At 40.4% G+C, this 25,134-nt stretch carries 26 protein-coding genes; 13 read left to right on the forward strand and 13 right to left on the reverse strand.

The features are described from left to right. The 4 genes from K1I53_RS01340 to coaB all read right to left on the reverse strand — a co-directional run bounded on the left by K1I53_RS01340 (position 1) and on the right by coaB (position 2,569). Positions 1-528 (reverse strand): hypothetical protein, encoded by a 528-nt coding sequence (locus K1I53_RS01340; RefSeq protein ID WP_223327710.1) that lies wholly within the window; start codon positions 526-528, stop codon positions 1-3. Between the two features lie 241 nt (positions 529-769). Next, entirely contained in the window at positions 770-1,333 is a 564-nt protein-coding gene (locus tag K1I53_RS01345; RefSeq protein WP_223327712.1) for an ECF transporter S component, read from the reverse strand. Beyond that, positions 1,317-1,868, reverse strand: a complete 552-nt coding sequence (gene coaC, locus K1I53_RS01350) for a phosphopantothenoylcysteine decarboxylase (protein WP_223327714.1) — start codon at positions 1,866-1,868, stop codon at positions 1,317-1,319. The genes K1I53_RS01345 and coaC overlap by 17 nt, the downstream gene beginning before the upstream one ends. A gap of 11 nt (positions 1,869-1,879) precedes the next feature. After that, positions 1,880-2,569, reverse strand: coding sequence for a phosphopantothenate--cysteine ligase (gene coaB / locus K1I53_RS01355; protein ID WP_223327716.1), 690 nt, complete (start codon positions 2,567-2,569; stop codon positions 1,880-1,882). Between the two features lie 125 nt (positions 2,570-2,694). On the opposite strand from coaB, the gene K1I53_RS01360 reads away from it, so the two are divergent. The 5 genes from K1I53_RS01360 (at position 2,695) to radC (ending at position 10,370) form a co-directional block, all read left to right on the forward strand. Next, positions 2,695-3,861 carry a hypothetical protein gene (locus K1I53_RS01360; protein WP_223327718.1) on the forward strand — a complete coding sequence of 389 codons (1,167 nt, stop codon included), beginning with the start codon at positions 2,695-2,697 and terminating at the stop codon, positions 3,859-3,861. After that, a complete protein-coding gene (locus K1I53_RS01365; protein ID WP_223327720.1) occupies positions 3,854-5,329 on the forward strand; it encodes a hypothetical protein in 1,476 nt (491 codons plus the stop codon). The genes K1I53_RS01360 and K1I53_RS01365 overlap by 8 nt, the downstream gene beginning before the upstream one ends. A gap of 173 nt (positions 5,330-5,502) precedes the next feature. Next, positions 5,503-7,173 (forward strand): formate--tetrahydrofolate ligase, encoded by a 1,671-nt coding sequence (locus tag K1I53_RS01370; RefSeq protein ID WP_223327722.1) that lies wholly within the window; start codon positions 5,503-5,505, stop codon positions 7,171-7,173. 182 nt (positions 7,174-7,355) lie between these two features. Then, the gene (gene pcrA / locus K1I53_RS01375; RefSeq protein WP_223327724.1) at positions 7,356-9,647 is read left to right on the forward strand and encodes a DNA helicase PcrA; all 2,292 of its coding nucleotides are present in this window, start codon (positions 7,356-7,358) and stop codon (positions 9,645-9,647) included. Between the two features lie 42 nt (positions 9,648-9,689). Next, entirely contained in the window at positions 9,690-10,370 is a 681-nt protein-coding gene (gene radC, locus K1I53_RS01380) for a RadC family protein (RefSeq protein ID WP_223327726.1), read from the forward strand. Here radC and K1I53_RS01385 read toward each other — a convergent pair. From K1I53_RS01385 to K1I53_RS01415, 7 genes are all read right to left on the reverse strand, one after another. Next, positions 10,367-11,056: a gamma-glutamyl-gamma-aminobutyrate hydrolase family protein gene (locus tag K1I53_RS01385; protein ID WP_223327728.1), complete on the reverse strand. Its 690-nt coding sequence runs from the start codon at positions 11,054-11,056 to the stop codon at positions 10,367-10,369. The two genes, radC and K1I53_RS01385, sit on opposite strands and share 4 nt — an antisense overlap. 15 nt (positions 11,057-11,071) lie before the next feature. After that, positions 11,072-11,713: a redox-sensing transcriptional repressor Rex gene (locus K1I53_RS01390; RefSeq protein WP_000653409.1), complete on the reverse strand. Its 642-nt coding sequence runs from the start codon at positions 11,711-11,713 to the stop codon at positions 11,072-11,074. An 82-nt stretch (positions 11,714-11,795) separates the two neighbouring features. Then, on the reverse strand, positions 11,796-12,011 hold the full coding sequence (locus K1I53_RS01395) for a DUF4649 family protein (RefSeq protein ID WP_223327730.1): 216 nt from the start codon (positions 12,009-12,011) through the stop codon (positions 11,796-11,798). Positions 12,012-12,017: 6 nt separating this feature from the next. Beyond that, positions 12,018-12,365, reverse strand: a complete 348-nt coding sequence (locus K1I53_RS01400) for a DUF1831 domain-containing protein (protein ID WP_223327731.1) — start codon at positions 12,363-12,365, stop codon at positions 12,018-12,020. A 4-nt stretch (positions 12,366-12,369) separates the two neighbouring features. Beyond that, the gene (locus K1I53_RS01405) at positions 12,370-13,485 is read right to left on the reverse strand and encodes a cysteine desulfurase family protein (protein WP_223327733.1); all 1,116 of its coding nucleotides are present in this window, start codon (positions 13,483-13,485) and stop codon (positions 12,370-12,372) included. Positions 13,486-13,494: 9 nt separating this feature from the next. Beyond that, positions 13,495-14,454 carry a ribose-phosphate diphosphokinase gene (locus tag K1I53_RS01410; RefSeq protein ID WP_138100353.1) on the reverse strand — a complete coding sequence of 320 codons (960 nt, stop codon included), beginning with the start codon at positions 14,452-14,454 and terminating at the stop codon, positions 13,495-13,497. Between the two features lie 111 nt (positions 14,455-14,565). Further along, positions 14,566-15,135 (reverse strand): CYTH domain-containing protein, encoded by a 570-nt coding sequence (locus K1I53_RS01415; protein WP_223327736.1) that lies wholly within the window; start codon positions 15,133-15,135, stop codon positions 14,566-14,568. A gap of 127 nt (positions 15,136-15,262) precedes the next feature. On the opposite strand from K1I53_RS01415, the gene K1I53_RS01420 reads away from it, so the two are divergent. From K1I53_RS01420 to K1I53_RS01455, 8 genes are all read left to right on the forward strand, one after another. After that, entirely contained in the window at positions 15,263-15,934 is a 672-nt protein-coding gene (locus tag K1I53_RS01420) for a GTP pyrophosphokinase (RefSeq protein WP_000151563.1), read from the forward strand. Continuing rightward, a complete protein-coding gene (locus K1I53_RS01425; protein WP_038806136.1) occupies positions 15,918-16,736 on the forward strand; it encodes an NAD kinase in 819 nt (272 codons plus the stop codon). Before K1I53_RS01420 ends, K1I53_RS01425 begins: the two co-directional genes overlap by 17 nt. Further along, entirely contained in the window at positions 16,733-17,629 is an 897-nt protein-coding gene (locus tag K1I53_RS01430; RefSeq protein WP_223327738.1) for an RluA family pseudouridine synthase, read from the forward strand. Before K1I53_RS01425 ends, K1I53_RS01430 begins: the two co-directional genes overlap by 4 nt. Positions 17,630-17,672: 43 nt before the next feature. After that, on the forward strand, positions 17,673-18,647 hold the full coding sequence (gene pta, locus K1I53_RS01435; protein WP_223327740.1) for a phosphate acetyltransferase: 975 nt from the start codon (positions 17,673-17,675) through the stop codon (positions 18,645-18,647). 84 nt (positions 18,648-18,731) lie between these two features. Further along, on the forward strand, positions 18,732-19,898 hold the full coding sequence (mutY, locus tag K1I53_RS01440) for an A/G-specific adenine glycosylase (protein ID WP_223327742.1): 1,167 nt from the start codon (positions 18,732-18,734) through the stop codon (positions 19,896-19,898). Positions 19,899-19,966: 68 nt separating this feature from the next. Then, entirely contained in the window at positions 19,967-20,674 is a 708-nt protein-coding gene (gene yycF, locus K1I53_RS01445) for a response regulator YycF (protein WP_000723165.1), read from the forward strand. Next, entirely contained in the window at positions 20,667-22,016 is a 1,350-nt protein-coding gene (gene vicK, locus K1I53_RS01450) for a cell wall metabolism sensor histidine kinase VicK (protein WP_223327744.1), read from the forward strand. The genes yycF and vicK overlap by 8 nt, the downstream gene beginning before the upstream one ends. A gap of 1 nt (position 22,017) precedes the next feature. Beyond that, complete coding sequence (locus K1I53_RS01455) at positions 22,018-22,827, forward strand: MBL fold metallo-hydrolase (RefSeq protein ID WP_223327750.1); 810 nt, start codon at positions 22,018-22,020, stop codon at positions 22,825-22,827. A 32-nt stretch (positions 22,828-22,859) separates the two neighbouring features. Here K1I53_RS01455 and K1I53_RS01460 read toward each other — a convergent pair whose 3' ends face one another. Beyond that, positions 22,860-23,207 (reverse strand): thioredoxin, encoded by a 348-nt coding sequence (locus tag K1I53_RS01460; RefSeq protein WP_223327752.1) that lies wholly within the window; start codon positions 23,205-23,207, stop codon positions 22,860-22,862. A 110-nt stretch (positions 23,208-23,317) separates the two neighbouring features. After that, on the reverse strand, positions 23,318-25,036 hold the full coding sequence (locus tag K1I53_RS01465) for a phospho-sugar mutase (protein ID WP_223327754.1): 1,719 nt from the start codon (positions 25,034-25,036) through the stop codon (positions 23,318-23,320). Between the last annotated feature and the right edge of the window lie 98 nt (positions 25,037-25,134).

The raw sequence follows: 25,134 nt of genomic DNA on the forward strand, positions 1-25,134 counted from the left end.
TTAGCGACGTTTTCGAAGCACTTTAAATACTGCTAGTGCCAATGTATAGTCTACCATACTATGGACAATTGTGCCAAAACCAACTAGGACGAAGAGAACATAAAACATATTCTCAACGTTTGTCCCTGAAGTGGCATAGAAGATGATACAAGCCAGTACTTCAGCAATAGCATGAACAACACCCAAAACAAAGTTAAAAATCCAAGATGCTTTTGGTTTATCCAAGGTTTCAGGGAATTTTTTTAAGTAAAATGCTCCCAAAATACCAAAAACGATGTGAGAAAAGGCGCGCAGGACGATAACCATGGGATAGCCTGCCATCAGGAAGCCGAGACTCGAAGCAATAATCACAAAAGCAGCCATCAAAGGCGAAAGAAACATGGCGATAAAGATGGCGATATGACTTCCCAAGGTGTAAGAAGCAGGTGGGATGACGATTTTAAAAGGCATAATGATTGGAATCAAAATCGCGATTGCTGTGAGTAGGGCAGTCATGGTCATAAACTGCGTTTTTTTCCGTATATCCATAAGAACCTCCATTTAACTGTATATACACAAGTATAGTACAATAAATAAACAGACATGTCAAGAATTTATTTTGATTCTATTGGAAATTTTCAAAAGTATAGGTGGTAAATTCAAAAAATTTTCATATATTTTCAAAATTTTGAACTAATGACTCCTTGGTAAATAACTTTTTATGAGTAGAAGATGAGCCTTTACTGGTGAAAACTAAAACTCCACCTTCAGGACGAAAGTGGAATTATGCTTATTTCTTCAAGGTTTGTAATCGTGGGACAATTGCTACAGTTAGGATGGCTGAGATGAGGAGTTCAGCAATTGAGTTTGTAGAGATAACAGTTGCTAGGAGTTTTTGGATATTGCCATCAAAGACATTTCCAAAAAGGAAGAAGATTCCCCCAAGGACAAAGACGGTATTGGTAAGAGAACCGAGAGCACCGGCAATGATGAGGCCTGTTCTGTTTTTCAATAATTTATAAACTAGGTAAGGAGTCAGACCAATCAAAATACGAGGTAGGATGGCGATTATTGCGGAATAGATGTTTCCGTTTGGTACAAAAGGTGAGAATAGATAGCTGGTTGGAAGGATTGTAATCGTGTTGACCGTCAAGCTAAGTAGCCCCATCAAGAAACCAAGTGTAACACCAACTCGTGGGCCGTAAATAATACTTGCAATAATAACAGGAATATGCACGATGGTTGGTTTGATTGGAAATGGGAAAAGATTAAACAGGATTGAACTTAAAAAGTGGATAACGAGCATAGTTGCAAAAAAGATTGCAATGGGCGCAATATTAGAGCGTTTTTTCATCGAGAGATTCCTTTATTCTTTCTAAAATAGTATTCAGGTCAGCTAAGGCGCCTTTGCCATGATCGCCACAGGCTAGTAGAGATTCCTTTGGAGAGATAATCTGATAACCATAGGTCTCTAATGTTTTTAGATTAGCCTGAGTTGCCGGATGGTCATACATTTTTGTATTCATGGCTGGTGCGACTAACTTTTTGACGTGGTCTGGCAGGGCAAGAGCTGTACTCGTAACCATGTTATCCGCAAAACCATGTGCTAGTTTGGCAATGGTATTAGCGGTAGCAGGGACGACGATAAAAAGGTCGGTTTCTTTGCCTCTTTCAATATGATTGACTTGATCAGGATAGGGTTCCTGCATGACATCAAGGTGAACTGGATTCTGTGAGAGTACCTGTAGTGTCAAAGGCTGGATAAACTCTCTCGCTGCCTCAGTCATTAGGACAGTGACATCATGGCCTTGTTTTTTCAAAGAACTGACGAGATCAGCTGATTTATAGGAGGCAATGGAACCTGTCACTGCGATCAGAATATTTGCCATGGCTTTCCTTTCTAAGAATCGTATGCTTGAATTTTTTCAAGGAGGAGGCTTGCAATTTCCTCTTTGGTTTGAACGGTTTGGAGTTGCTCTTTCTCAACAAAGATTGCCCGATGCTGATTTGCTGAAATTTGAGTGAGGTCATTTGCTATGATCAGGTCAGCTTGGTTCTTGACAAGACTCTTTCTAGCAATGTCAACCAGATGGTCTTCGGTAACATCAACCAGCAATTTAAAGCCAATTAGATGAATAGCTGGATTCCATTCCTTGACTAGAGAGATGATTTTGGGTGTCTTTTTCAGGAATAAGACCTGAACCTCATCAGTTGAAGATATCTTAGCTTGATGATTCTGCTTGTTTAAGAATTCTTCTAGATTGGAGCTAGCCTGAACTTCCTCAAGCCCCGTCATATAAACAGGAGTATAGTCTGATACAGCCATTGAATGAATCAGAACCTGATAATCCTTAACAAGTTCTTGCATCTCAACTAGAAGGTCGTTGGTATTATTAATTTCTCGAATGCTTAGGTTGGGATGAGCTTCTGGCTTAAGAGCTCTGTTAGTTGTTATCAAACAAACCTCATGACCAGAAGCAAGCAAGGTTTCTGTGATGATTTTTCCTAAACGACCAGTAGAATGGTTCGTAATAGAGCGGACACTATCGATAGCTTCACTGGTACCGCCCGATGTGACTAAAATTTTCATAGCACTATTGTACACAAAAATGATATGCAAGTCAAAGAAAGCATTTAAAAGAAAAATATATTATTATTGACATTTATAGTAATAAATAAGATAATGAATCTAAGTAAATTAAAAGGGGTATTACTATGGATTTTTTAAAATTTGCGGACAATATTGTAAAAGAAGCTGGTAAAGTATTGAATGATGTCGGTTCTGCTACTAGCGAAGCCTTAAATGAAGCGAGTAAATTTACTGGAGAAGTTATTACAGAATCTGTAAAAACTATAGGTGAAGTATCAAGCCAAGTTGGTAATGTTGTCTCAGACGTCCCAGAGAAAGCTGTTGGAGTTGCCGGAGATGTAGCACATCAGATAACTAATGTGACTTCTGAAACATTTAACGAAGCTGGGAAAATAGCGAATAATACAAAAGAACAAATTGAATCGGTAGACCTTTTTAATTCTAAACTAAGACAAGAAGCTGTTGATGGATATAATGAAGCTATTAGTTGTTATAATGAGGAAGCTGATAGCTTGGCTAATAAATCAATAGAGCTTTATCAGGTTAGGGATAAAGCTATCAAAGTTGTAAAAATTGTTGAAGAAAGAATTAACAAACTAGCAAATAAACCAAAAGAGTTTGAAACAAAATTAGAAGCAATTGATGTTGAAATTCAAAATTTTGAAGACAAGCAAATTGCTATTTCACAGTCAATTAAGGAAGCTGAATTAGCAAGTGGTAGCACAGCGGCTACGGCTTCACTTAGCGCATTAGGAGTAACGGTTGCAACTTTAGGGCCTACTGCCGCTATGGGTGTTGCAACTACATTTGGTGTTGCATCAACAGGTACTGCAATTTCAAGTTTGTCAGGTGCTGCAGCAAATAGCGCCGCTCTGGCTTGGTTAGGTGGTGGAAGTGTAGCAGCTGGTGGCGGTGGAGTGGCAGCCGGTAACGCATTTTTAGCATTGGCTGGTCCTGTCGGTTGGGGAATTGCAGGCGCTATGTTGACCGCTTCTATAGGCGCTGGTGTAGTAGCTAATAGGAAAAATGAAGAAGTTGCAAAAGAGGCTATAGAGGAACAGAAAAAGGTAGAATTGTTGGCTAGACAACTTAAAGAAAAAGTAATAGAAATTACGGAATTAATAGAACTAACTGAAAAACAAACAGAAGGAATTTATTTAGCCAATTTATCTTTAACTGGAATGGACTATAGCTTATTTACTGATGACGAAAAATATCAAGCAGGTGCTTTAGTGAATTCAACTCTATCATTGACTGCTATGGTAAATAAGGAAATTAGAATAAATGAGTAACCAGATTTTTAATCAAGCTTTTAACCAAGGTATTGGTGCATATGTCAATTGTTTAAATAATTTAAGGATTCAAGACTTACAAATTGCTATGAAAATCATAGAGGATGAAGCTCGGAATGTCATCTTAAACAAGGACAATGCCTCAAAAATTTTAAACTATACGAGAGACAATATTGAAGATGTTATTCTAAAAAAGCGTGGAGGAGACTACGGTGGTCACGGCTTTATCGCTGAATTTGCAGAAGCAGGGATTGTAAATGCGAGGAGAGCCATTGAAGGGTTAAATCCTATTGTAAAAGTATTGAATGATAATGGACCTGCCGATTTATTAATTGGTAGAAATACCATTCAAATGAAGTTTTATAATAATTTACGTGATGAACTGGATCAATCATTTCTTTACAGTGCAAAAATGAAAATGATGTTTCCAAAAGATCACGTGCTAGTATTTGAAAAAATAATGGCTGGAGCAAAAGAAGTTGAATTTAATGGTAAAAGATTATCTATTAAACAAATTACGGATATACGGCAAAAAATCAATGATATCACTGAAAGCAAGGGACTTACTTCATACAAATATTGGATGAAATCCTCTGCTCTAGATTATAAAGACGCTCAAAAAAATTCAATTCATTCTCTTATAGATTCTGAAGAGAAGAATATTCGTAAAACAGTCAGACTAAAACAACAAGAATTAAATAAAAAAAGATTAGTGGCCCAAAAACATGCATTACCAAATTTAAAAGAAGCTAACAAGGTTGCAAGAAACGCAGCTTTTTTACAGGGTGGTTTAGCTTTGATGTCGACTGTATATGGAAAATACAAAGAAGGAAAAAATATTTTTGAATTCGAAGAATCAGATTGGTTAGATTGTGGATTGAATTCATTACAAGGTGTTGCAAGTGGAGCAATATCAGGATATTCAATTTACGGATTAACAAATATTTTGGGTATTAGCGCTCCAAATGCCAGTGCTTTAGTAATGGCTACTTATGGAATGATAGATGTTGTTTTGAGATTTAGATCTTCTGAAATAACTCAAGATGAACTTATGAACCTCTTGACATTAAATGTAATAGATGCTTCCTTTGCTACCATTGGTGCTTGTATTGGTCAGATCATGATTCCAATACCTGTTCTAGGTTCTGTAGTGGGCTCAATAGCTACTTCTATAATATGGGAGATAGGTAAGGGGATTTTAAACGAAAGAGAACAAAACATAATTCAAGATTACAAAGAAAATTTGAATAGTTACATAAAAACTTTAGACGAAAATTATCTTGTCATTTACAACGAAATTATAGAAAAGTATAAAAAATTGGGCGAAATACAAGCATATTCGTTTGATTTGTCAATAAATACTAAACTTAGGTTTGAGTACTCTATTGAGATGGCAGAAAGTTTAGAAATTGAAGATAATAAAATTCTCCATGATTTGTCTGAAATTGATAATTTTTTTCTTGACTAGATTATTTTCACATTCTTTATAGTCTAAAACTATAAAGCCATATAAAATTTTTCAAAGGGCTCTAAAAATCTTGAGATTCAGGATATTTACGAACGTTTAGAGAGTTTATGGATGTTAAAAATCTTGTTTTGTGTTATAATGAATTATCACATTAGAGGCTAGAGGAGTTTTGAATGAAAACAGATATTGAAATCGCACAGAGTATTGAGTTGAAGCCGATCGTTGATGTTGTAGAGAAATTGGGTATTTCTTACGATGATTTGGAATTGTACGGGAAGTACAAGGCTAAACTCAGCTTTGATAAAATTCGTGCAGTTGAGAGCGATCCAGTTGGGAAATTGATCTTGGTTACTGCCATTAACCCAACGCCTGCAGGTGAAGGGAAATCAACTATTACCATTGGTCTTGCGGATGCCTTGAACAAGATTGGTAAGAAAACCATGATTGCCATTCGCGAACCATCTCTTGGTCCAGTCATGGGGATCAAGGGAGGTGCAGCCGGTGGTGGTTATGCCCAAGTGTTGCCAATGGAGGACATCAACCTTCACTTTACTGGGGATATGCATGCCATTACAACTGCCAACAATGCCCTTTCTGCTTTGATCGACAATCACCTGCACCAAGGGAATGAGTTGGGAATTGACCAACGTCGTATCCTCTGGAAACGTGTTGTGGACTTGAATGACCGCGCTCTTCGTCATGTTACCGTTGGACTTGGTGGCCCTCTAAATGGTATTCCACGCGAGGATGGTTTTGACATTACCGTTGCTTCCGAAATTATGGCGATTCTTTGCTTGGCGACTGATATTGAAGATTTGAAACGTCGTTTGGCTAATATTGTAATCGGTTATCGCTATGACCGTACGCCTGTTTCTGTAGGTGATTTACAAGTTGAAGGTGCTTTGGCTTTGATTTTGAAGGATGCTATTAAGCCGAACTTGGTTCAGACAATTTACGGTACACCCGCCTTTGTACACGGTGGTCCTTTTGCCAATATTGCTCATGGATGTAACTCTGTTTTGGCAACAAGTACAGCCCTTCGCTTGGCTGACTATACTGTTACTGAAGCTGGTTTTGGTGCAGACCTTGGTGCTGAGAAATTCCTTGATATCAAGACGCCAAACTTGCCAACATCTCCAGATGCAGTTGTCATCGTCGCAACCCTTCGTGCCCTTAAGATGAATGGTGGTGTAGCTAAGGATGCTTTGACGGAGGAAAATGTGGAAGCTGTTCGCGCAGGTTTTGCTAACTTGAAACGCCACGTTGAGAACATCCGTAAGTTTGGTATTCCAGCAGTTGTTGCGATTAACGAATTTGTTTCTGATACAGAAGCTGAAATCGCAGCTTTGAAGGAACTTTGTGCCTCAATCGATGTTCCAGTTGAATTAGCAAGTGTCTGGGCTGATGGCGCAGAAGGTGGCGTAGCGCTTGCCGAAACACTTGTTAAGACTATCTCTGAAAATCCAGCCAACTACACACGTCTTTATGACAATAACCTTTCTGTCCCAGAAAAGATTGAAAAGATTGTTACTGAGATCTATCGCGGTAGCAAAGTGAGCTTTGAGAAGAAAGCTCAAACGCAAATCGCTCAGATTGTTCAGAATGGATGGGACAAATTGCCAATCTGTATGGCTAAAACTCAATATAGTTTCTCAGACAATCCAAATGCACTTGGAGCTCCAGAAAACTTTGAAATTACCATTCGTGAATTGGTACCAAAATTGGGTGCAGGTTTTATCGTTGCCCTAACTGGTGATGTTATGACCATGCCAGGACTTCCAAAACGTCCAGCCGCTCTCAATATGGATGTTGAAAGTGACGGAACCGTTCTAGGATTGTTCTAATGTTATAAATAATGTTAAATGAGTTTGGAAATGCTATCCAAGCTCATTTTTTTATCTAGATATAAGGAGTTGTCTTCAGTTGATGAGAGAGTTTTCTTCTACACGCAACCAGTCCAGGTAAAGATATTTTCCCTAATTTCTGATATAATAGAAATATTGACTTCAAGAGTAAGGAAGAGAAAATGAACGCATTATTGAATGGAATGAATGACCGTCAGGCTGAGGCGGTACAAACGACCGAAGGTCCCTTGTTGATCATGGCGGGGGCTGGTTCTGGAAAGACTCGTGTTTTAACTCACAGAATCGCCTACTTGATTGATGAAAAGATGGTAAATCCTTGGAATATCTTGGCCATTACCTTTACCAACAAGGCTGCGCGTGAGATGAAGGAGCGTGCTTATGGGCTCAATCCAGCAACTCAGGACTGTCTGATTGCGACCTTTCACTCCATGTGTGTTCGTATTCTACGTCGCGATGCGGATCATATTGGCTACAATCGGAACTTCACCATTGTAGATCCTGGTGAACAGCGAACCCTTATGAAACGTATTCTCAAGCAGTTAAACTTGGATCCGAAAAAATGGAATGAACGGACCATTTTGGGAACCATTTCCAATGCCAAGAATGATTTGATCGATGATGTGGCTTACGCTGCTCAAGCTGGCGATATGTACACGCAAATCGTGGCCCAGTGTTACACAGCCTATCAAAAAGAACTTCGTCAGTCAGAATCGGTTGACTTTGATGATTTGATTATGCTGACCCTGCGTCTCTTTGATCAGAATCCTGACGTCTTAACCTACTATCAGCAGAAGTTCCAATACATCCATGTTGATGAGTACCAAGATACCAACCATGCCCAGTACCAACTGGTCAAACTCTTAGCTTCGCGCTTTAAAAATATCTGCGTGGTTGGAGATGCGGACCAGTCTATCTATGGTTGGCGTGGGGCTGATATGCAGAATATCTTGGATTTTGAGAAAGATTACCCTCAAGCCAAGGTAGTTTTGTTGGAAGAAAATTACCGTTCAACCAAAACCATTCTTCAAGCAGCCAACGATGTCATCAAAAACAATAAAAATCGCCGCCCAAAGAATCTCTGGACCCAGAATGCTGATGGGGAACAGATTATTTACTATCGTGCAAATGACGAACAAGACGAGGCTGTTTTTGTAGCCAAAACCATCGACGAACTTGGTCGTAGTCAAAACTTCCTTCATAAGGATTTTGCAGTTCTTTATCGGACTAATGCGCAATCCCGTACCATTGAGGAAGCCCTTCTCAAGTCAAATATTCCTTATACTATGGTTGGAGGGACCAAGTTCTACAGCCGTAAGGAAATCCGTGATATTATCGCCTATCTTAATCTCATTGCTAATTTAAGTGACAATATCAGTTTTGAGCGCATTATTAACGAACCAAAACGCGGAATTGGGCCAGGAACCGTTGAGAAAATCCGTGACTTTGCGAATATTCAAAACATGTCTATGCTGGATGCTTCAGCCAATATCATGCTGTCTGGCATCAAAGGAAAAGCAGCCCAGTCTATCTGGGATTTTGCCAATATGATTCTGGATTTGCGGGAGCAACTGGATCAATTAACTATCACCGAGCTGGTTGAGGCTGTTCTAGAAAAAACTGGTTATATCGATATTCTCAATGCCCAAGCGACCCTGGAGAGCAAGGCTCGGGTTGAAAATATCGAAGAGTTCCTATCTGTTACCAAGAACTTTGACGACAATCCTGATAGTCAAGAAGAGGAAACAGGTTTAGATAAACTCAGTCGTTTCTTGAATGACCTTGCCTTGATTGCAGATACAGATTCAGGCAGTCAGGAGACATCAGAAGTGACCCTGATGACCTTGCACGCTGCCAAGGGACTCGAGTTCCCAGTTGTCTTTATCATTGGGATGGAGGAAAATGTCTTTCCGCTTAGCCGCGCAGCTGAAGATCCAGATGAGCTAGAAGAAGAACGCCGTTTGGCCTATGTCGGTATCACACGTGCAGAAAAGATTCTCTATCTGACCAATGCCAACTCTCGCTTGCTTTTTGGACGTACCAACTACAATCGTCCGACCCGTTTTATCAATGAAATTAGTTCGGACTTGCTTGAGTATCAAGGTTTGGCTCGTCCAGCTAATACCAGCTTCAAGGCATCTTATAGCAGTGGTGGGATTGCTTTCGGTCAAGGAATGAGTTTGGCTCAGGCTCTTCAAGAACGGAAACGCAATGCTGCACCAAGCTCTATCCAGTCAAGTGGTCTTCCATTTGGACAGTTTGCAGCTGGAAATAAAAAAGATTCGACTGATACAAGCTGGTCTATTGGAGATATTGCTCTCCACAAGAAGTGGGGTGAGGGGACAGTCCTTGAAGTCTCAGGTAGTGGCGCTACTCAGGAACTAAAAATCAATTTCCCAGAAGTAGGGCTGAAAAAACTCCTAGCCAGTGTAGCCCCAATTGAGAAAAAAATCTAATTTTCCATCCTTCTCACGAATAATAAAGTGAGGAGGATTTTTATGTATAGTATTTCATTCCAAGAAGATTCACTCTTGCCTAGAGAAAGATTAGTTAGAGAAGGAGTAGAAGCCCTGAGCAATCAAGAATTGCTAGCTATACTACTCAGAACAGGAACGCGTCAAGCAAACGTTTTTGAAATTGCCCAAAAAGTCTTGAATAGTCTCAACAGCTTAACTGATTTGAAAAAAATGACTCTGCAGGAATTGCAGAGTCTGTCTGGTATTGGACGTGTTAAAGCCGTTGAATTACAAGCTATGATAGAACTAGGACACCGTATTCACAAACATGAAACCCTTGAGATGGAAAGTATTCTCAGCAGTCAAAAGCTAGCCAAGAAAATGCAACAGGAACTTGGCGATAAAAAACAAGAGCACCTAGTGGCGCTCTATCTCAATACTCAAAATCAAATCATTCATCAGCAGACCATTTTTATCGGATCTGCGACACGCAGCATTGCTGAACCGAGGGAAATCCTTCACTATGCCCTCAAGCATATGGCTACCTCTGTGATTCTCGTTCATAACCATCCATCAGGCGCTGTAGCACCCAGTCGAAACGACGACCATGTCACTAAGCTAGTCAAGGAAGCCTGCGAACTGATGGGAATTGTGTTTCTGGATCATCTGATTGTCTCTCACTCTGATTACTTTAGTTACCGTGAAAAGACGGATCTGATTTAGAGTTCATTAACAACATAGTCAAACAATGTTTTATCTTTGGGGCGATTTTCAAAGAGAAATTCTGGATGCCATTGGACACCAAGATAAGGGAAGCCGTCCGTAGTTGTCACAGCCTCAATGATTCCATCTTTAGGATCATGTGCTACAACCTTAAGATTAGGAGCTAGATCTTTAATACTCTGGTGATGGAAGGAGTTGATGTGAGAGATTTCTCCGTAGATTTCTCGGAGAATGGTATCAGGTTCCGTTACGAGGCGTTGGGTCGTGTATTCGGCTGAACAGTCCTGCCAATGATCCTCGATATCTTGGTGAAGCGTGCCGCCCATGGCGACGTTGAAAAGCTGAGTACCACGGCAAACAGAGAAAATTGGTTTCTTCTGTTTAATCGCTTCTCTGATAAGGGCTAATTCAAAAATATCTCTTTGAAGATGGTAGTCATCGCTGTCAATGGTTTTAGGTTCACCATAGAATTTTGGATCAACATTTTGCCCACCCGTAAGGATTAGTTTATCAATCATAGCGACGTAATGGCTTGCCATTTCTTGATCACCAATCGGAAGGATGATGGGAATTCCGCCAGCGTCCTTGACTCCTTCAACAAAGCCTTTTGCCGCATAGCTCATCATGACATCATCATCTGGATGAGCTTTTTCATTTCCTGTAATCCCAATAACTGGTTTTTTCATAAATGCTTTCGCTTTCTAATCCTCTTTACGCATAAAATAGAGGAGAGTTTGGAGTTCACTTGTCAAATCGACATACTGAACGACCACATCTTTTGGAAGATGAAGGTGGACGGGTGAAAAACTGAGAATACCTTTTATACCTGCATCAACCAAAAGATTGGCAACTTCTTGTGATTTAACACTTGGAACTGTTAGGATAGCAGTTTTGACATCTGCTTCTTTAATTTTTTCTTTAATCTGTGAGATACCATAGATTGGAATACCATCAGGTGTCTGGCTTCCAACTTCTGGATGGTCATCTAGGTCAAAGGCCATGATAATTTTCATCTTGTTACGCTCATGGAAGCGGTAGTGGAGAAGTGCATGCCCCATATTTCCAATTCCAACCAACATCACATTGGTAATTGAGTTATCATTTAGGAGGTCAGCAAAAAAATTCATCAATTTTTTGACATCATAACCAAATCCACGACGACCTAGTTCGCCAAAATAGGAAAAATCTCGACGGACAGTCGCAGAATCAATACCGATAGCTTCTGCAATTTGCTTGGAGTTGGCACGTTCGATTTTTTCTGCATGAAATCTCTTGAAAATTCGATAGTAAAGAGAGAGTCTTTTTGCTGTTGCTTTTGGAATAGCAGACTGTTTATCTTTCACAAAATCACAACCTTTCTATTCTTCTATTTTATAGAAACATTGTGAAAAAATCAACAAAAACAAGAAAAAACTAAGAAATTTCTTAGTTTTTATCTGAAAAATTAGCTTGTGAAAGAAATCGGTAGAGATCGCCAACCAATCCTTGATAAATTACCTTATCATTGAGTGTTAAGGAGCTGATTAGGAGAGTGTCCGGTAGGGTCACACAGCCTGATAGGGATAACATGAGTTCTTCGTAATCAGCAAACTCAAGTGTACGTTCTACTTGATAGCTATCTTTATAAGTGAGACGATACATAGCAAACTATCTTTCTTCTTTTGTGAAGATTCCGCGTTCTACAAGACTGTCCATGAGGAAGTAGAATTTTTCTTGGTGGATATGGTGTTCTTCAGATTTAAAGATATTGACCAAACGAAGACCTGATTTGTCAGTGATATTAATTTTAACACCTGTAAGCTCTTTGTTGATGATAATTTTTAGTAGGAAGCCTTCACCACTATTAGGAACTTTTTCAAGTAGACGAGTCAGTTCGTAGTTTCCGACTTTTGTTTCAAAGAAAGTATTGTCTTTTAGTGTAAACTTTTTTACAGTTGGACTAAGTGTATAGTCGTAGCGGCAGTTTTGTAGTTTAATGGTTTTTTCGAATGCCATTAGATTAATCTCCAATAATATTTTTTAAGGTTTGTGCGAGTTGTTTCAGTTCTTCTTCGGTATTAAGAGGAGAGAGACTGATACGGACAGATTCTTTTAAGCGATGGGAATTCGCTCCATAAAGGGCCTCTAGGACATGGCTAGTTTGCACAATACCAGCAGTACAAGCTGAACCAGTAGAAATTGAAATTCCTTCAAGATCTAACCGTAGCAAGAGCAAATCATTTTTTTGACCAGGGAAGCCAATGTTGAAAACATAAGGAAGTTGGTGTTTGCTTTCATTGAGATAGTAGTTGAGACCTGCAATTTCTTCTAGAAAAACAGTTTTTAATCCCTCTAGTTTTTGGTAATGCTCAGCCTGATGATCCAAGTCTTCTTTGAGGGCAGCAACCATACCGACGATGGCAGCAAGGTTTTCTGTTCCAGCCCGTTTCTTTTGTTCTTGCTCGCCACCGTGAAGGTAGGAATCAAAGTCCACAGACGAAGCGTAAAGAAAACCAATTCCTTTTGGTCCATGGAATTTATGAGCAGAAGCACTGAGGAAATCAATTCCTAATTTTTCTGGATGGATAGGGATTTTCCCGATAGCTTGAACAGCATCTACATGATAAGCAGCAGGATGCTCTTTTAAAATATGTCCAATTTCAGCGATAGGTAAGAGACTGCCTGTTTCATTATTAGCATACATGGTGGAAACGAGAATGGTATCGTCACGTAAGGCTTCTTGGATTTGCTGGGCAGTTATCTCTTGATTTACTGGTTGGATGATGGTCACTTCAAAGCTAAAATGTTGCACCAGGTAATCGATGGTTTCAAGCACAGAATGATGTTCAATAGCTGTTGTGATGATATGTTTTCCACGATTTTGATGACGGAGACAATAGCCGATAATGGCAGTATTGTTACTTTCTGTACCGCCAGATGTGAAAAAGATTCGTTGTGGCTTGGTTCCAAGTAAGTGAGCCAACTCCTGACGGGCTTCACGGAGCAGTTTACCAGCATGGCGGCCATGACTGTGAATACTTGAAGGATTCCCATGGGGTTCCTGCATGACCTTGGTCATTTCTGCGATAGCTACTGCTGACATTGGAGTAGTAGCAGCATTGTCCAAATAAATCAAAGAATCACCTTATTCCTTTTTATTATATGCAAAGAGTGGGCTAACTGGTTTTCTTTCGTGGATACGGACGATGGCATCACCGATCAATTCGCTAGCAGTAATGTAGCATACATTTTCCGGAGTTCTTTCTTTGGTTGCTACAGAGTCTGTTACAAGGATTTCTTTGATGTTAGTAGCATCAAGAAGGTCAGCAGCGCCTTCTACAAAGAGACCATGACTGGATACCGCATAGATTTCAGTTGCACCTTCACGCTCGACGATTTTTGCTGCTTCTGAGAAAGTACGTCCAGTATTTAGGATATCGTCAATCAAGATGGCCTTCTTGCCTTCAACATCACCGATGATATAGCCTTGGCTACGCTCTGAATCGTCTTGAGCATAGTCGATGATTGCGATTGGTGCATCTAAATATTCAGCTAAGCTACGGGCACGTTTGACACCAGAGTTTTTTGGACTTACAACAACGACATCTGATCCCAGCAACCCTTTATCGCTGTAGTGTTTAGCAAAGAGAGGAATTGTATAGAGGTTATCTACTGGAATGTCAAAGAAACCTTGAACCTGAACAGCGTGCAAATCAAGAGTTAGAACACGACTTACACCAGCCTTGACAAGCATATTGGCAACTAGTTTTGCAGTGAGGGGTTCGCGAGAAGAAGCGATACGATCCTGACGAGCATAACCAAAGTAAGGAAGGACAACGTTGATACTATGAGCACTTGCACGTACACAAGCATCGACCATGATTAACAACTCCATCAAGTGGTTGCTAACGGGGTAGCTGGTTGATTGGATGATGTAGACATCGTAACCACGGACACTCTCTTCAATGTTGACTTGGATTTCACCATCAGAAAATTGGCGAGAGGATAATTTTCCGAGAGGTACCCCAACCGTCTCTGCGATTTTTTGTGCAATTTCATGATTGGAGTTAAGTGCGAAAAGTTTCATGTTGTTTCTATCTGACATTATAGACCGTCCTCTGTAAACTTTGTGAATCTCCTTTGAGAAAGTTCTGTTTTTCAAAGGGAGATTCTTTTATTTTTATCTTTTCTATTCTACCAAAAAAAGGAGATTATTTCAGCATTTTTTCATGCTTTTAATAAAACGAATTAATTTTGAAGGAGCCTTCTGATAAGTGATCTGATTTTCTTCTAAGAATTTCTGAAAATCAGCTTTCCCTTTTTCATGGTCTGTGACTTCAAGCTCCAGTTCGTAGTCTGTATGATCAAAGTAGTGGCTTTCATCTAGTGCCATTAGACCAATCGACGTTTCCATTTCGTAACGAATAGTTGCAAGACAACCCAGAACAAACCAGTCTTGGCTTTCAATACCAATCTTAGCAAGTTCCTCTAGAACGAGTCCTTGAGGAAGTATTTGTTTTTCTAGGTATGATTCAGCTTCTGTAAGATTCAGTTTCTGATTGTACTCCATATTTCCTATAGTTTGTGGCACCTTCAAGGTCAACTCCGCCCAATCTGAAAAGGTGCGAATGCGCATGGCAACCTTTTTTTCACGCAATTGGAAATCAGGTGTATCAATGTAGTAGTTTTTCTGTAGGACGGGTTGGATATGGGAAAACTGTTCTTTTAAATGATCGTAATCCTCTTTTTTCAGTAGTGTTTTCAGTTCAATTTCTAAATGTTTCATTTTTCTAACCTTTTTTTATCTTTGAAAGCGATTTATGGTATAATGGACAATGTATTTATTGTATATGATTGTAGTGAAAAAATCAAAAATTTTAAACAACACAATCACATGCCAAAAGGGAGAAAATATGACCATAGAATGGGAAGAATTTTTAGATCCTTACATTCAAGCTGTTGGTGAATTGAAGATTAAGCTTCGTGGAATTCGCAAACAGTATCGTAAACAAAACAAGCACTCTCCGATTGAGTTTGTTACTGGACGGGTGAAGCCGATTGAAAGTATTAAGGAAAAAATGAATCGCAGAGGGATTGGCTACGATACTTTGGAACATGACTTACAGGATATCGCGGGTTTGCGGGTCATGGTGCAGTTCGTCGATGATGTTCAGGAAGTTGTTGCGATTTTACGCAAACGCCATGATATGAGAGTAGTACAGGAACGAGATTATATCACTCATCGTAAGGCTTCGGGCTATCGCTCCTATCATGTGGTGGTAGAGTATACAGTTGACACCATCAGTGGTGTTAAGACGATTCTGGCTGAAATTCAAATCCGGACTTTAGCCATGAATTTTTGGGCTACGATTGAGCATTCGCTCAATTATAAGTATCAGGGGGATTTCCCAGAGGAGATCAAGAAACGCTTGGAGATTACAGCTAGAATTTCCCATCAATTGGATGAAGAAATGGGGAAAATCCGTGATGATATTCAGGAAGCACAGGCGCTCTTTGATCCTTTGAGTAGAAAACTAAACGACGGTGTAGGAAATAGTGACGATACAGATGAAGAATACAGGTAAACGAATTGATCTGATTGCAAATAGAAAACCGCAGAGTCAAAAGGTTTTGTATGAGCTGAAAGACCAGTTGAAAAAACATCATTTTATACTCAACGACACCAATCCTGACATCGTCATATCAATTGGTGGGGATGGGATGCTTTTGTCTGCCTTTCACAAGTACGAGAATCAGTTAGATAAAGTTCGATTTATTGGCGTACATACAGGACACTTGGGATTTTACACAGATTATCGCGATTTTGAGTTGGACCAGTTGGTTACCAATCTCCAACTGGATACTGGTGCCAAGGTTTCCTATCCTGTTTTGAATGTCAAGGTGACACTTGAAAACGGAGAAGTTAAGACCTTCCGTGCATTAAACGAAGCCAGCATCCGTCGATCGGATCGCACCATGGTTGCGGATATCATCATTAATCATGTTCCATTTGAGCGATTTCGAGGAGATGGAGTAACTGTTTCAACGCCAACTGGAAGCACTGCCTATAACAAGTCCTTGGGTGGAGCTGTCTTGCATCCTACCATTGAAGCCTTGCAGTTGACTGAGATAGCGAGTCTTAACAACCGAGTCTATCGCACTTTGGGATCATCGATCATTATTCCCAAAAAAGATAAGATTGAACTCTTACCGACACGCAATGACTACCATACGATATCAGTCGATAACAGCGTTTATTCTTTCCGTAATATTGAACGGATTGAATACCAAATCGACCATCACAAGATTCACTTCGTAGCGACTCCAAGTCACACTAGTTTCTGGAATCGTGTCAAAGATGCCTTCATCGGCGAGGTGGACGAATGAGGTTTGAATTTATCGTAGATGAGCACGTCAAAGTCAAAACTTTCCTCAAGAAACATGAGGTTTCTAAGGGACTTTTGGCTAAGATTAAGTTTCGAGGAGGGGCTATTTTGGTCAACGACCAACCTCAAAATGTGACTTATCTCTTAGATGTTGGAGACAGGGTTACCATTGACATTCCAGCAGAGGAAGGCTTTGAAACTCTTGAAGCCATTGATCGTCCTCTAGATATCTTGTATGAGGATGACCATTTTCTGGTTTTGAATAAGCCTTATGGAGTTGCTTCCATTCCCAGTATCAATCATTCTAATACCATTGCCAATTTCATTAAGGGCTACTATGTCAAGCAAAACTATGAAAACCAGCAGGTTCACATCGTGACCAGGCTTGATAGAGATACATCTGGTTTGATGCTCTTTGCCAAGCACGGCTATGCTCATGCACGTTTAGACAAGCAACTGCAACGAAAGTCTATCGAAAAAAGGTATTTTGCTTTGGTTAAAGGAGCTGGTGTTTTGGAACCTGAAGGGGAAATTATTGCCCCGATTGCGCGTGATGTGGACTCCATTATCACGAGACGAGTTGCCAAAGGTGGGAAATACGCCCATACATCTTACAAAGTTGTGGCTTCTTATGGGAATATTCACCTAGTCGATATTCGCCTGCATACTGGTCGAACTCATCAGATCCGAGTGCATTTTTCTCATATTGGCTTCCCCTTGTTGGGAGATGATTTGTATGGTGGTAGTCTGGATGACGGTATCCAACGTCAGGCTCTGCATTGTCATTATTTATCTTTTTATCATCCCTTTCTAGAGCAAGATTTGCAACTAGAAAGCCCCTTACCGGATGATTTTAGCAATCTTATTACTCAGTTATCAACTAATACTCTTTAAAATCTATTTTGAGTATAATTTATTTTCTTAAAGGAGAAAACTCATGGAAGTTTTTGAAAGTCTCAAAGCCAACCTAGTTGGCAAAAATGCTCGTATTGTTCTCCCTGAAGGGGAAGAACCACGTATCCTTCAAGCAACGAAACGCTTGGTAAAAGAAACAGAAGTTGTTCCTGTTTTGCTCGGAAATCCTGCAAAAATTAAAATTTATCTTGAAATCGAAGGGATCATGGATGGTTATGAAGTGATTGATCCACATCATTATCCTCAATTTGAAGACATGGTGGTTGCACTCGTAGAACGTCGTAAAGGAAAAATGTCGGAAGAAGAAGCACGTCAGATCCTACTAGAAGATGTCAACTACTTTGGTGTTATGCTTGTCTATATGGGCTTGGTAGATGGAATGGTATCAGGTGCTATTCACTCAACAGCTTCAACAGTTCGTCCAGCTCTTCAAATTATCAAAACGCGTCCAAATGTTACTCGTACTTCAGGTGCTTTTCTTATGGTGCGTGGTACAGAACGCTACTTGTTTGGTGACTGTGCCCTTAATATCAATCCTGATGCAGAAGCTTTGGCTGAAATTGCTATCAACTCAGCGATTACTGCCAAAATGTTTGGAATTCAACCAAGAATCGCTATGTTGAGTTATTCTACAAAAGGTTCTGGTTTTGGTGATAGTGTTGATAAGGTGGTTGAAGCAACTAAACTGGCACACGATTTACGCCCGGACCTTGAGATTGATGGAGAATTGCAATTCGACGCAGCTTTCGTTCCAGAAACAGCAGCCCTAAAAGCTCCAGGTAGCAATGTAGCAGGTCAAGCAAATGTCTTCATCTTCCCAGGTATCGAAGCAGGTAATATTGGATACAAAATAGCTGAACGCCTAGGTGGTTTCGCAGCTATCGGTCCCGTTCTACAAGGATTGAATAAACCAGTCAACGACCTATCACGTGGATGTAACCCAGATGATGTTTATAAATTAACTCTCATCACAGCAGCTCAAGCAATCAATCAATAAGAAATGGAGTCTCTTCTACTAAAGGAAGGGGCTTTTTAGTACTGAGAAAAGGACAGTTAGGAGCTTCTATGTTATACTAGATGTATGTTAGATTTGAAAGAATACGGAGTTGAGATGTGGCCAGAGGAGAAGATCATTTCTTTCCGCGAGAAACTCCTCAACTGGTACGATGAAAACAAACGGGATTTACCATGGCGTAGAAGTAAAAATCCTTATCATATCTGGGTTTCTGAAATCATGCTCCAGCAGACCAGAGTGGATACAGTTATTCCCTACTATGAACGATTTTTGGACTGGTTTCCAACTGTTGAAAGTCTGGCGAATGCGCCTGAAGAGCGTTTGCTAAAAGCATGGGAGGGGTTGGGATATTACTCCCGAGTTCGCAACATGCAGAAAGCAGCCCAGCAGATTATGGCTGACTTTGGGGGGCAATTTCCAAACACATATGAAGGGATTTCTAGTTTAAAAGGGATTGGTCCCTACACTGCGGGAGCAATTTCCAGTATCGCTTTTAAACTACCCGAGCCAGCAGTTGATGGCAATGTCATGCGAGTTTTGGCACGTTTATTTGAGGTTAATCATGATATCGGAGTTCCCAGCAATCGAAAGATCTTCCAAACTATGATGGAAATCTTGATTGATCCAGAACGACCAGGTGACTTTAACCAAGCTCTGATGGATTTAGGCTCTGACATAGAGGCGCCAGTTAATCCTAGGCCAGAAGAAAGCCCTGTTAAGGACTTCAGCGCAGCGTATCAGAATGGAACTATGGATTCTTATCCAATTAAAGAACCCAAGAAAAAGCCTCTTCCTATTTATCTTAAGGCTTTGGTTGTGCGCAATAATCGAGGTCAATATCTACTCGAGAAAAATGAAAGTGAGAAACTGCTAGCTGGTTTTTGGCATTTTCCCTTGATAGAAGTAGAGGAGTTTTCACAGGAAGAGGAACAGCTGAATCTGTTTGCTCAGGTCGCTGAAAAAAGCGTTACTTTCGGTCCAACACCCCAAGAAAACTTTGAGCAAGATTATGATTTAGAAGTTGATTGGTCCCATCAAGTATTTGATCAAGTCAAGCATGTCTTTAGCCATCGAAAATGGCATATTCAAATCCTAGCGGGTCAGGTGACAGATTCGAAACAGTTTGATGACAGAGAAATTCGCTGGGTTTCTCCTCAGGAGTTTTCTGATTATCCACTTGCGAAACCTCAACAAAAGATTTGGCAGGCTTATAAAACAGTTCTTGAAGATTAGGGCCGATATTAGCCATTTGTGCCTTCTTTACATTTTTTTGTTATAATAGATAGAGAAAAGGTGAACATATGAAAAAAATATTAGTTGTAGATGATGAGAAACCAATCTCAGATATTATTAAGTTCAATATGACCAAGGAAGGCTATGAGGTTGTAACAGCCTTTAACGGTAGAGAAGCCATCGAGCTATTTGAGGCTGAGCAACCAGATATTATTATCCTGGATTTGATGCTTCCTGAAATCGATGGTTTAGAAGTTGCTAAGACCATTCGTAAGACGAGCAGTGTTCCTATCATTATGTTATCTGCCAAGGATAGCGAGTTTGACAAGGTTATCGGTTTAGAACTTGGGGCAGATGATTATGTCACCAAGCCCTTCTCAAACCGTGAGTTGCAAGCGCGTGTGAAGGCATTGCTCCGTCGTACGGACCTCGCTTCAGTGGATAGTCAAGAAACTGATGAAAAGAAATCCCAACCCCTACAGATTGGCGATTTGGAAATCGTTCCAGATGCTTATGTGGCTAAGAAATACGGTGAGGAACTGGATTTGACTCACCGCGAGTTTGAGCTCTTATACCATTTGGCTTCCCATATTGGACAAGTTATTACTCGTGAACACTTGCTTGAGACTGTCTGGGGTTATGACTATTTTGGTGATGTTCGTACAGTGGACGTGACCATCCGACGTTTGCGTGAAAAAATCGAAGACACTCCAAGCCGTCCAGAATACATCCTAACACGTCGTGGTGTGGGTTACTATATGAGAAATAATGATTGAAGATATTAGACAAACGATTCTGACCAGTGATTTTATCTTTATCTTGATTTTGCTGGGCTTTATCTTGGTGGTCACCTTGCTATTGCTAGAAAATCGCCGTGATAATATTCGGCTAAAGCAGATTAATCAAAAGGTCAAGGATTTGATTGCAGGGGATTATTCTCGAGTTTTGGATATGCAAGGAAGCTCTGAAATCACCAACATCACCAATAACCTCAATGATTTGTCTGAGGTCATTCGTTTAACACAGGAAAATCTGGAGCAAGAAACAAAAAGGCTTAACAGTATTCTTTCTTATATGACAGATGGAGTTCTTGCAACCAATCGCCGTGGTCAGATTACCATGATTAACGATATGGCTAAGAAACAGCTGGGTATCGTAAAAGAAGAAGCATTGAACAAAAGCATCCTAGAATTGCTTAAGATAGAGGATGAATATGAACTGCGTGACCTCATTACACAGATTCCTGAATTGATGATTGATTCCCAAAATGCTAATGGAGAATATCTTAGTCTTCGTGTGCGTTTTGCACTCATTCGTCGTGAGTCTGGATTCATCTCTGGTTTGGTTGCCGTTTTGCACGATACGACTGAACAGGAGAAGGAAGAGCGTGAACGGAGACTCTTCGTGTCCAATGTTAGCCATGAGTTGAGGACTCCTTTGACGAGTGTTAAATCTTATCTTGAAGCCTTGGACGAGGGAGCCTTGTATGATCCTGTTGCTCCTGATTTTATCAAGGTTTCGCTTGATGAAACCAACCGTATGATGCGGATGGTGACAGATCTCTTGCATCTCTCTCGTATTGATAATGCGACTACTCGGTTGGATGTGGAATTGATTAATTTTACAGCCTTCATCACCTTTATCCTCAATCGTTTTGATAAGATGAGAAGTCAGGATGAGGAGAAAAAATATGAGCTGGTTAGAGATTATCCTATCAATTCAGTTTGGATCGAGATTGATACCGATAAGATGACTCAGGTGATTGATAATATTCTCAACAATGCCATCAAGTACTCACCAGATGGTGGGAAAATTACTGTCAGCATGAAAACCACTGAAGACCAGATGATTTTATCTATCAAAGACCAAGGTCTAGGTATTCCAAAGCAAGATTTGCCGAAGATTTTTGACCGCTTTTATCGTGTGGATCGTGCAAGAAGTCGGGCTCAAGGTGGTACTGGTCTAGGTCTGGCTATTGCCAAGGAAATTATCAAACAACACAATGGCTTTATTTGGGCCAAAAGTGAATACGGTAAGGGCTCAACCTTTACCATAGTGCTCCCTTATGATAAGGATGCCGTAAAAGAAGAAATATGGGAGGACGAAATAGAAGACTAGAATGAGTGAAATAGGCTTTAAATACAGTATTTTAGCATCAGGTTCCAGTGGAAATTCCTTTTATCTGGAAACCCCAAAAAAGAAAATCTTAGTGGATGCAGGCTTGTCTGGTAAGAAAATTACCAGTCTCTTGAGTGAAATCAACCGCAAACCTGAGGATCTGGATGCGATTTTGATTACGCATGAGCATTCCGACCATATTCATGGAGTCGGTGTATTGGCTCGTAAGTATGGTATGGACCTTTACGCTAATGAGAAAACTTGGCAGGCTATGGAAAATAGCAAGTACCTCGGCAAGGTGGATTCATCGCAGAAGCACATTTTTGAAATGGGTAAAACCAAAACCTTTGGTGACATCGACATCGAGAGTTTTGGGGTCAGCCATGATGCAGTCGCACCTCAGTTTTATCGCTTTATGAAAGATGACAAGAGTTTTGTCATGTTGACCGATACAGGTTATGTTAGTGACCGTATGGCAGGGATTGTCGAGAATGCTGACGGTTATCTCATCGAGTCCAACCACGATGTGGAAATCTTGAGAGCAGGTTCTTATGCTTGGCGACTCAAACAGCGAATTCTATCGGATATCGGTCACCTTTCTAACGAAGACGGTGCTGAGGCCATGATTCGTGCAATGGGAAATCGGACTAAGAGAATCTATCTTGGGCATTTATCCAAAGAGAACAATATCAAGGAACTGGCTCATATGACCATGGTCAATCAGCTAGCACAAGCTGATCTGGGTGTAGGAGTGGACTTTAAGGTTTACGATACTTCCCCAGATACCGCAACACCACTGACAGATATATAAAAAAGAAGGCGAGTGCCTTCTTTTATTGTCTTTTACAATCCTGCAAATTCTTTGATTTCTTGTGCTGACATTGAAGAGTCGCAACGGACATTGATTTGACCATCTGCAACGTGGACAAAGCCTGGAACAGTTGGAATTCCATAACGTGAACGGAATTCTTGCAACTCATTGAGTTGACTTGGTTCTTCACTGTTGATGAAGTAGATGTGTGCTTTAGTTTCAGCTAGGACACCTGCCAATGTACCCGCAAATTTACGGCAGTAAGGACAAGTTTTACGACCAATAAAGAAGGTTGCTGTTTCTTTATTATTGAGTGCTTCTTGTGCACGTGCAACTGTAGTCACTTCAAGGTCTTTAATATCTTCTAAAAACTGATTCATAAGAATACCTCTCTTTTTTTGATAAAACTAGTATGCCACAAAGTTTCTAAAATTGCTCGGATTTGATACGAAAAAAAGATGAGATCGTTTTATCTCATCTTTCATCTTGCTTATTTTACAAAGGCATTGATTTCTGCTTCGATGTTAGCAATCTTAGCTTGTGAATCTTCGTTGCTTTGACCCACAACGGCAATGTAGAACTTGATTTTTGGTTCTGTACCTGAAGGGCGAACAGCGATCCAAGAACCATCCGCAAGAGTGTATTTCAAAACATCACTTGGAGGAGTTGTTAAGGCAGTTACAATACCATCAGCAGTAGTAGAAGTTTGTGCTTTGAAGTCTTCTACAACAGTGATAGCTGTTTGGTTCCATTCTTTCGGACCATTGTCACGGAATTTAGCCATGATAGCCTTGATTTGCTCAGCACCGTCAACACCAGACAAGGTTACAGAGATAGTCTTTTCTGCGTAGTAGCCGTATTCTTTATAGATTTCTTCGATACCGTCAGCAAGTGTCAAACCACGTGAGCGATAGTAGGCAGCAAGTTCAGCAACGACAAGAACAGCTTGAATAGCATCTTTATCACGTACGAATGGCTTGATCAAGTAACCGAAGCTTTCTTCAAACCCCATCATGTAAGTGTGATTGTGTTTTTCTTCAAATTCCTGGATTTTTTCAGCGATGAATTTGAAACCAGTCAAAACGTTGAACATGGTTGCGCCGTAGCTTTCAGCAATTTTCGTTACCAAGTCAGTTGAAACGATTGATTTGCAGAGAGCAGCATTTTCTGGAAGAGTTCCTGCGTTTTTGTGGGCTTCCAAGATGTACTTAGCCATGATGGCACCGATTTGGTTACCTGACAGGTTGAGGTAGCTTCCATCTTTTTGAAGGACTTCAACACCAACACGGTCAGCGTCTGGGTCAGTTGCGACAAGAACATCTGCACCAACTTGACGACCAAGTTCTTCAGCAAGTGCAAAAGCTGCTTGGCTTTCTGGGTTTGGAGATTTTACAGTTGAGAAGTCTGGGTCCGGAGTTGCCTGCGCTTCAACAACTTGAACAGAGTCAAATCCAGCTTGGGCAAGAGCACGACGAGCCAACATTTCACCAGTACCATGAAGTGGTGTGTAGACAATCTTCATGTCTTTACCGAATTCTTCAATCAAGGCTGGGTTGATGTTGACATCTTTAACTTCTTTGAGGTATTCCGCGTCAACAGCTTCGCCGATGACTTCAATCAAACCAGAAGCTTTTTCAGCTTCCACATCAGCAACTTCAACAGCAAATGGGTTTTCGATAGCACGGATGTAAGTAGTCAAAGCATCTGCATCGTGTGGAGGCATTTGTCCACCGTCTTCTCCATAAACCTTGTAACCGTTAAATGGAGCAGGGTTGTGACTGGCAGTAATCATGATACCTGCGAAACAGTTGAGGTGACGAACAGCGAATGACAGTTCAGGAGTTGGACGAAGGCTTTCAAATACATAAGATTTGATACCATGTTTTGCTAGAACTGCAGCAGATTCAAAGGCAAATTCTGGTGAGAAGTGACGGCTATCGTAGGCAATTGCCACACCACGTTCTTTTTCATTTCCACCTTTTGACTCAATCAAACGAGCCAAACCTTCAGTTGCTTGACGAACAACATAGATATTGATACGATTTGTACCAGCACCAATCAAACCACGCATACCAGCAGTACCAAATTCAAGATTTGTATAGAAGGCATCTTCCTTTGTTTTTTCATCCATATTTTCCAAATCTTGACGAAGGTAGTCAGGAAGTTCAGCAAAATCTAACCATTTTTGATAGTTTTCTTGATAAGTCATAGAGGATCTCCTTTTTTGTAAATTCTTTTAATCGCTTTCATTATATCACGATTTATCATTTTAGTAAAACGTTAGCATAACTTTCTGAAAAAGCTTGA

Source organism: Streptococcus oralis (assembly GCF_019929365.1).
GTDB classification, from domain to species: domain Bacteria; phylum Bacillota; class Bacilli; order Lactobacillales; family Streptococcaceae; genus Streptococcus; species Streptococcus oralis_BT.

What these genes read in the sequence shown, in the direction of transcription:
- K1I53_RS01340 (WP_223327710.1), bottom strand. Translation starts at nt 528, where the DNA reads ATGGATATACGGAAAAAAACGCAGTTTATGACCATGACTGCCCTACTC.
- K1I53_RS01345 (WP_223327712.1), bottom strand. Translation starts at nt 1,333, where the DNA reads ATGAAAAAACGCTCTAATATTGCGCCCATTGCAATCTTTTTTGCAACT.
- coaC (WP_223327714.1), bottom strand. Translation starts at nt 1,868, where the DNA reads ATGGCAAATATTCTGATCGCAGTGACAGGTTCCATTGCCTCCTATAAA.
- coaB (WP_223327716.1), bottom strand. Translation starts at nt 2,569, where the DNA reads ATGAAAATTTTAGTCACATCGGGCGGTACCAGTGAAGCTATCGATAGT.
- K1I53_RS01360 (WP_223327718.1), top strand. Translation starts at nt 2,695, where the DNA reads ATGGATTTTTTAAAATTTGCGGACAATATTGTAAAAGAAGCTGGTAAA.
- K1I53_RS01365 (WP_223327720.1), top strand. Translation starts at nt 3,854, where the DNA reads ATGAGTAACCAGATTTTTAATCAAGCTTTTAACCAAGGTATTGGTGCA.
- K1I53_RS01370 (WP_223327722.1), top strand. Translation starts at nt 5,503, where the DNA reads ATGAAAACAGATATTGAAATCGCACAGAGTATTGAGTTGAAGCCGATC.
- pcrA (WP_223327724.1), top strand. Translation starts at nt 7,356, where the DNA reads ATGAACGCATTATTGAATGGAATGAATGACCGTCAGGCTGAGGCGGTA.
- radC (WP_223327726.1), top strand. Translation starts at nt 9,690, where the DNA reads ATGTATAGTATTTCATTCCAAGAAGATTCACTCTTGCCTAGAGAAAGA.
- K1I53_RS01385 (WP_223327728.1), bottom strand. Translation starts at nt 11,056, where the DNA reads ATGAAAAAACCAGTTATTGGGATTACAGGAAATGAAAAAGCTCATCCA.
- K1I53_RS01395 (WP_223327730.1), bottom strand. Translation starts at nt 12,011, where the DNA reads ATGTATCGTCTCACTTATAAAGATAGCTATCAAGTAGAACGTACACTT.
- K1I53_RS01400 (WP_223327731.1), bottom strand. Translation starts at nt 12,365, where the DNA reads ATGGCATTCGAAAAAACCATTAAACTACAAAACTGCCGCTACGACTAT.
- K1I53_RS01410 (WP_138100353.1), bottom strand. Translation starts at nt 14,454, where the DNA reads ATGTCAGATAGAAACAACATGAAACTTTTCGCACTTAACTCCAATCAT.
- K1I53_RS01415 (WP_223327736.1), bottom strand. Translation starts at nt 15,135, where the DNA reads ATGAAACATTTAGAAATTGAACTGAAAACACTACTGAAAAAAGAGGAT.
- K1I53_RS01420 (WP_000151563.1), top strand. Translation starts at nt 15,263, where the DNA reads ATGACCATAGAATGGGAAGAATTTTTAGATCCTTACATTCAAGCTGTT.
- K1I53_RS01425 (WP_038806136.1), top strand. Translation starts at nt 15,918, where the DNA reads ATGAAGAATACAGGTAAACGAATTGATCTGATTGCAAATAGAAAACCG.
- K1I53_RS01430 (WP_223327738.1), top strand. Translation starts at nt 16,733, where the DNA reads ATGAGGTTTGAATTTATCGTAGATGAGCACGTCAAAGTCAAAACTTTC.
- pta (WP_223327740.1), top strand. Translation starts at nt 17,673, where the DNA reads ATGGAAGTTTTTGAAAGTCTCAAAGCCAACCTAGTTGGCAAAAATGCT.
- mutY (WP_223327742.1), top strand. Translation starts at nt 18,732, where the DNA reads ATGTTAGATTTGAAAGAATACGGAGTTGAGATGTGGCCAGAGGAGAAG.
- yycF (WP_000723165.1), top strand. Translation starts at nt 19,967, where the DNA reads ATGAAAAAAATATTAGTTGTAGATGATGAGAAACCAATCTCAGATATT.
- vicK (WP_223327744.1), top strand. Translation starts at nt 20,667, where the DNA reads ATGATTGAAGATATTAGACAAACGATTCTGACCAGTGATTTTATCTTT.
- K1I53_RS01455 (WP_223327750.1), top strand. Translation starts at nt 22,018, where the DNA reads ATGAGTGAAATAGGCTTTAAATACAGTATTTTAGCATCAGGTTCCAGT.
- K1I53_RS01460 (WP_223327752.1), bottom strand. Translation starts at nt 23,207, where the DNA reads ATGAATCAGTTTTTAGAAGATATTAAAGACCTTGAAGTGACTACAGTT.
- K1I53_RS01465 (WP_223327754.1), bottom strand. Translation starts at nt 25,036, where the DNA reads ATGACTTATCAAGAAAACTATCAAAAATGGTTAGATTTTGCTGAACTT.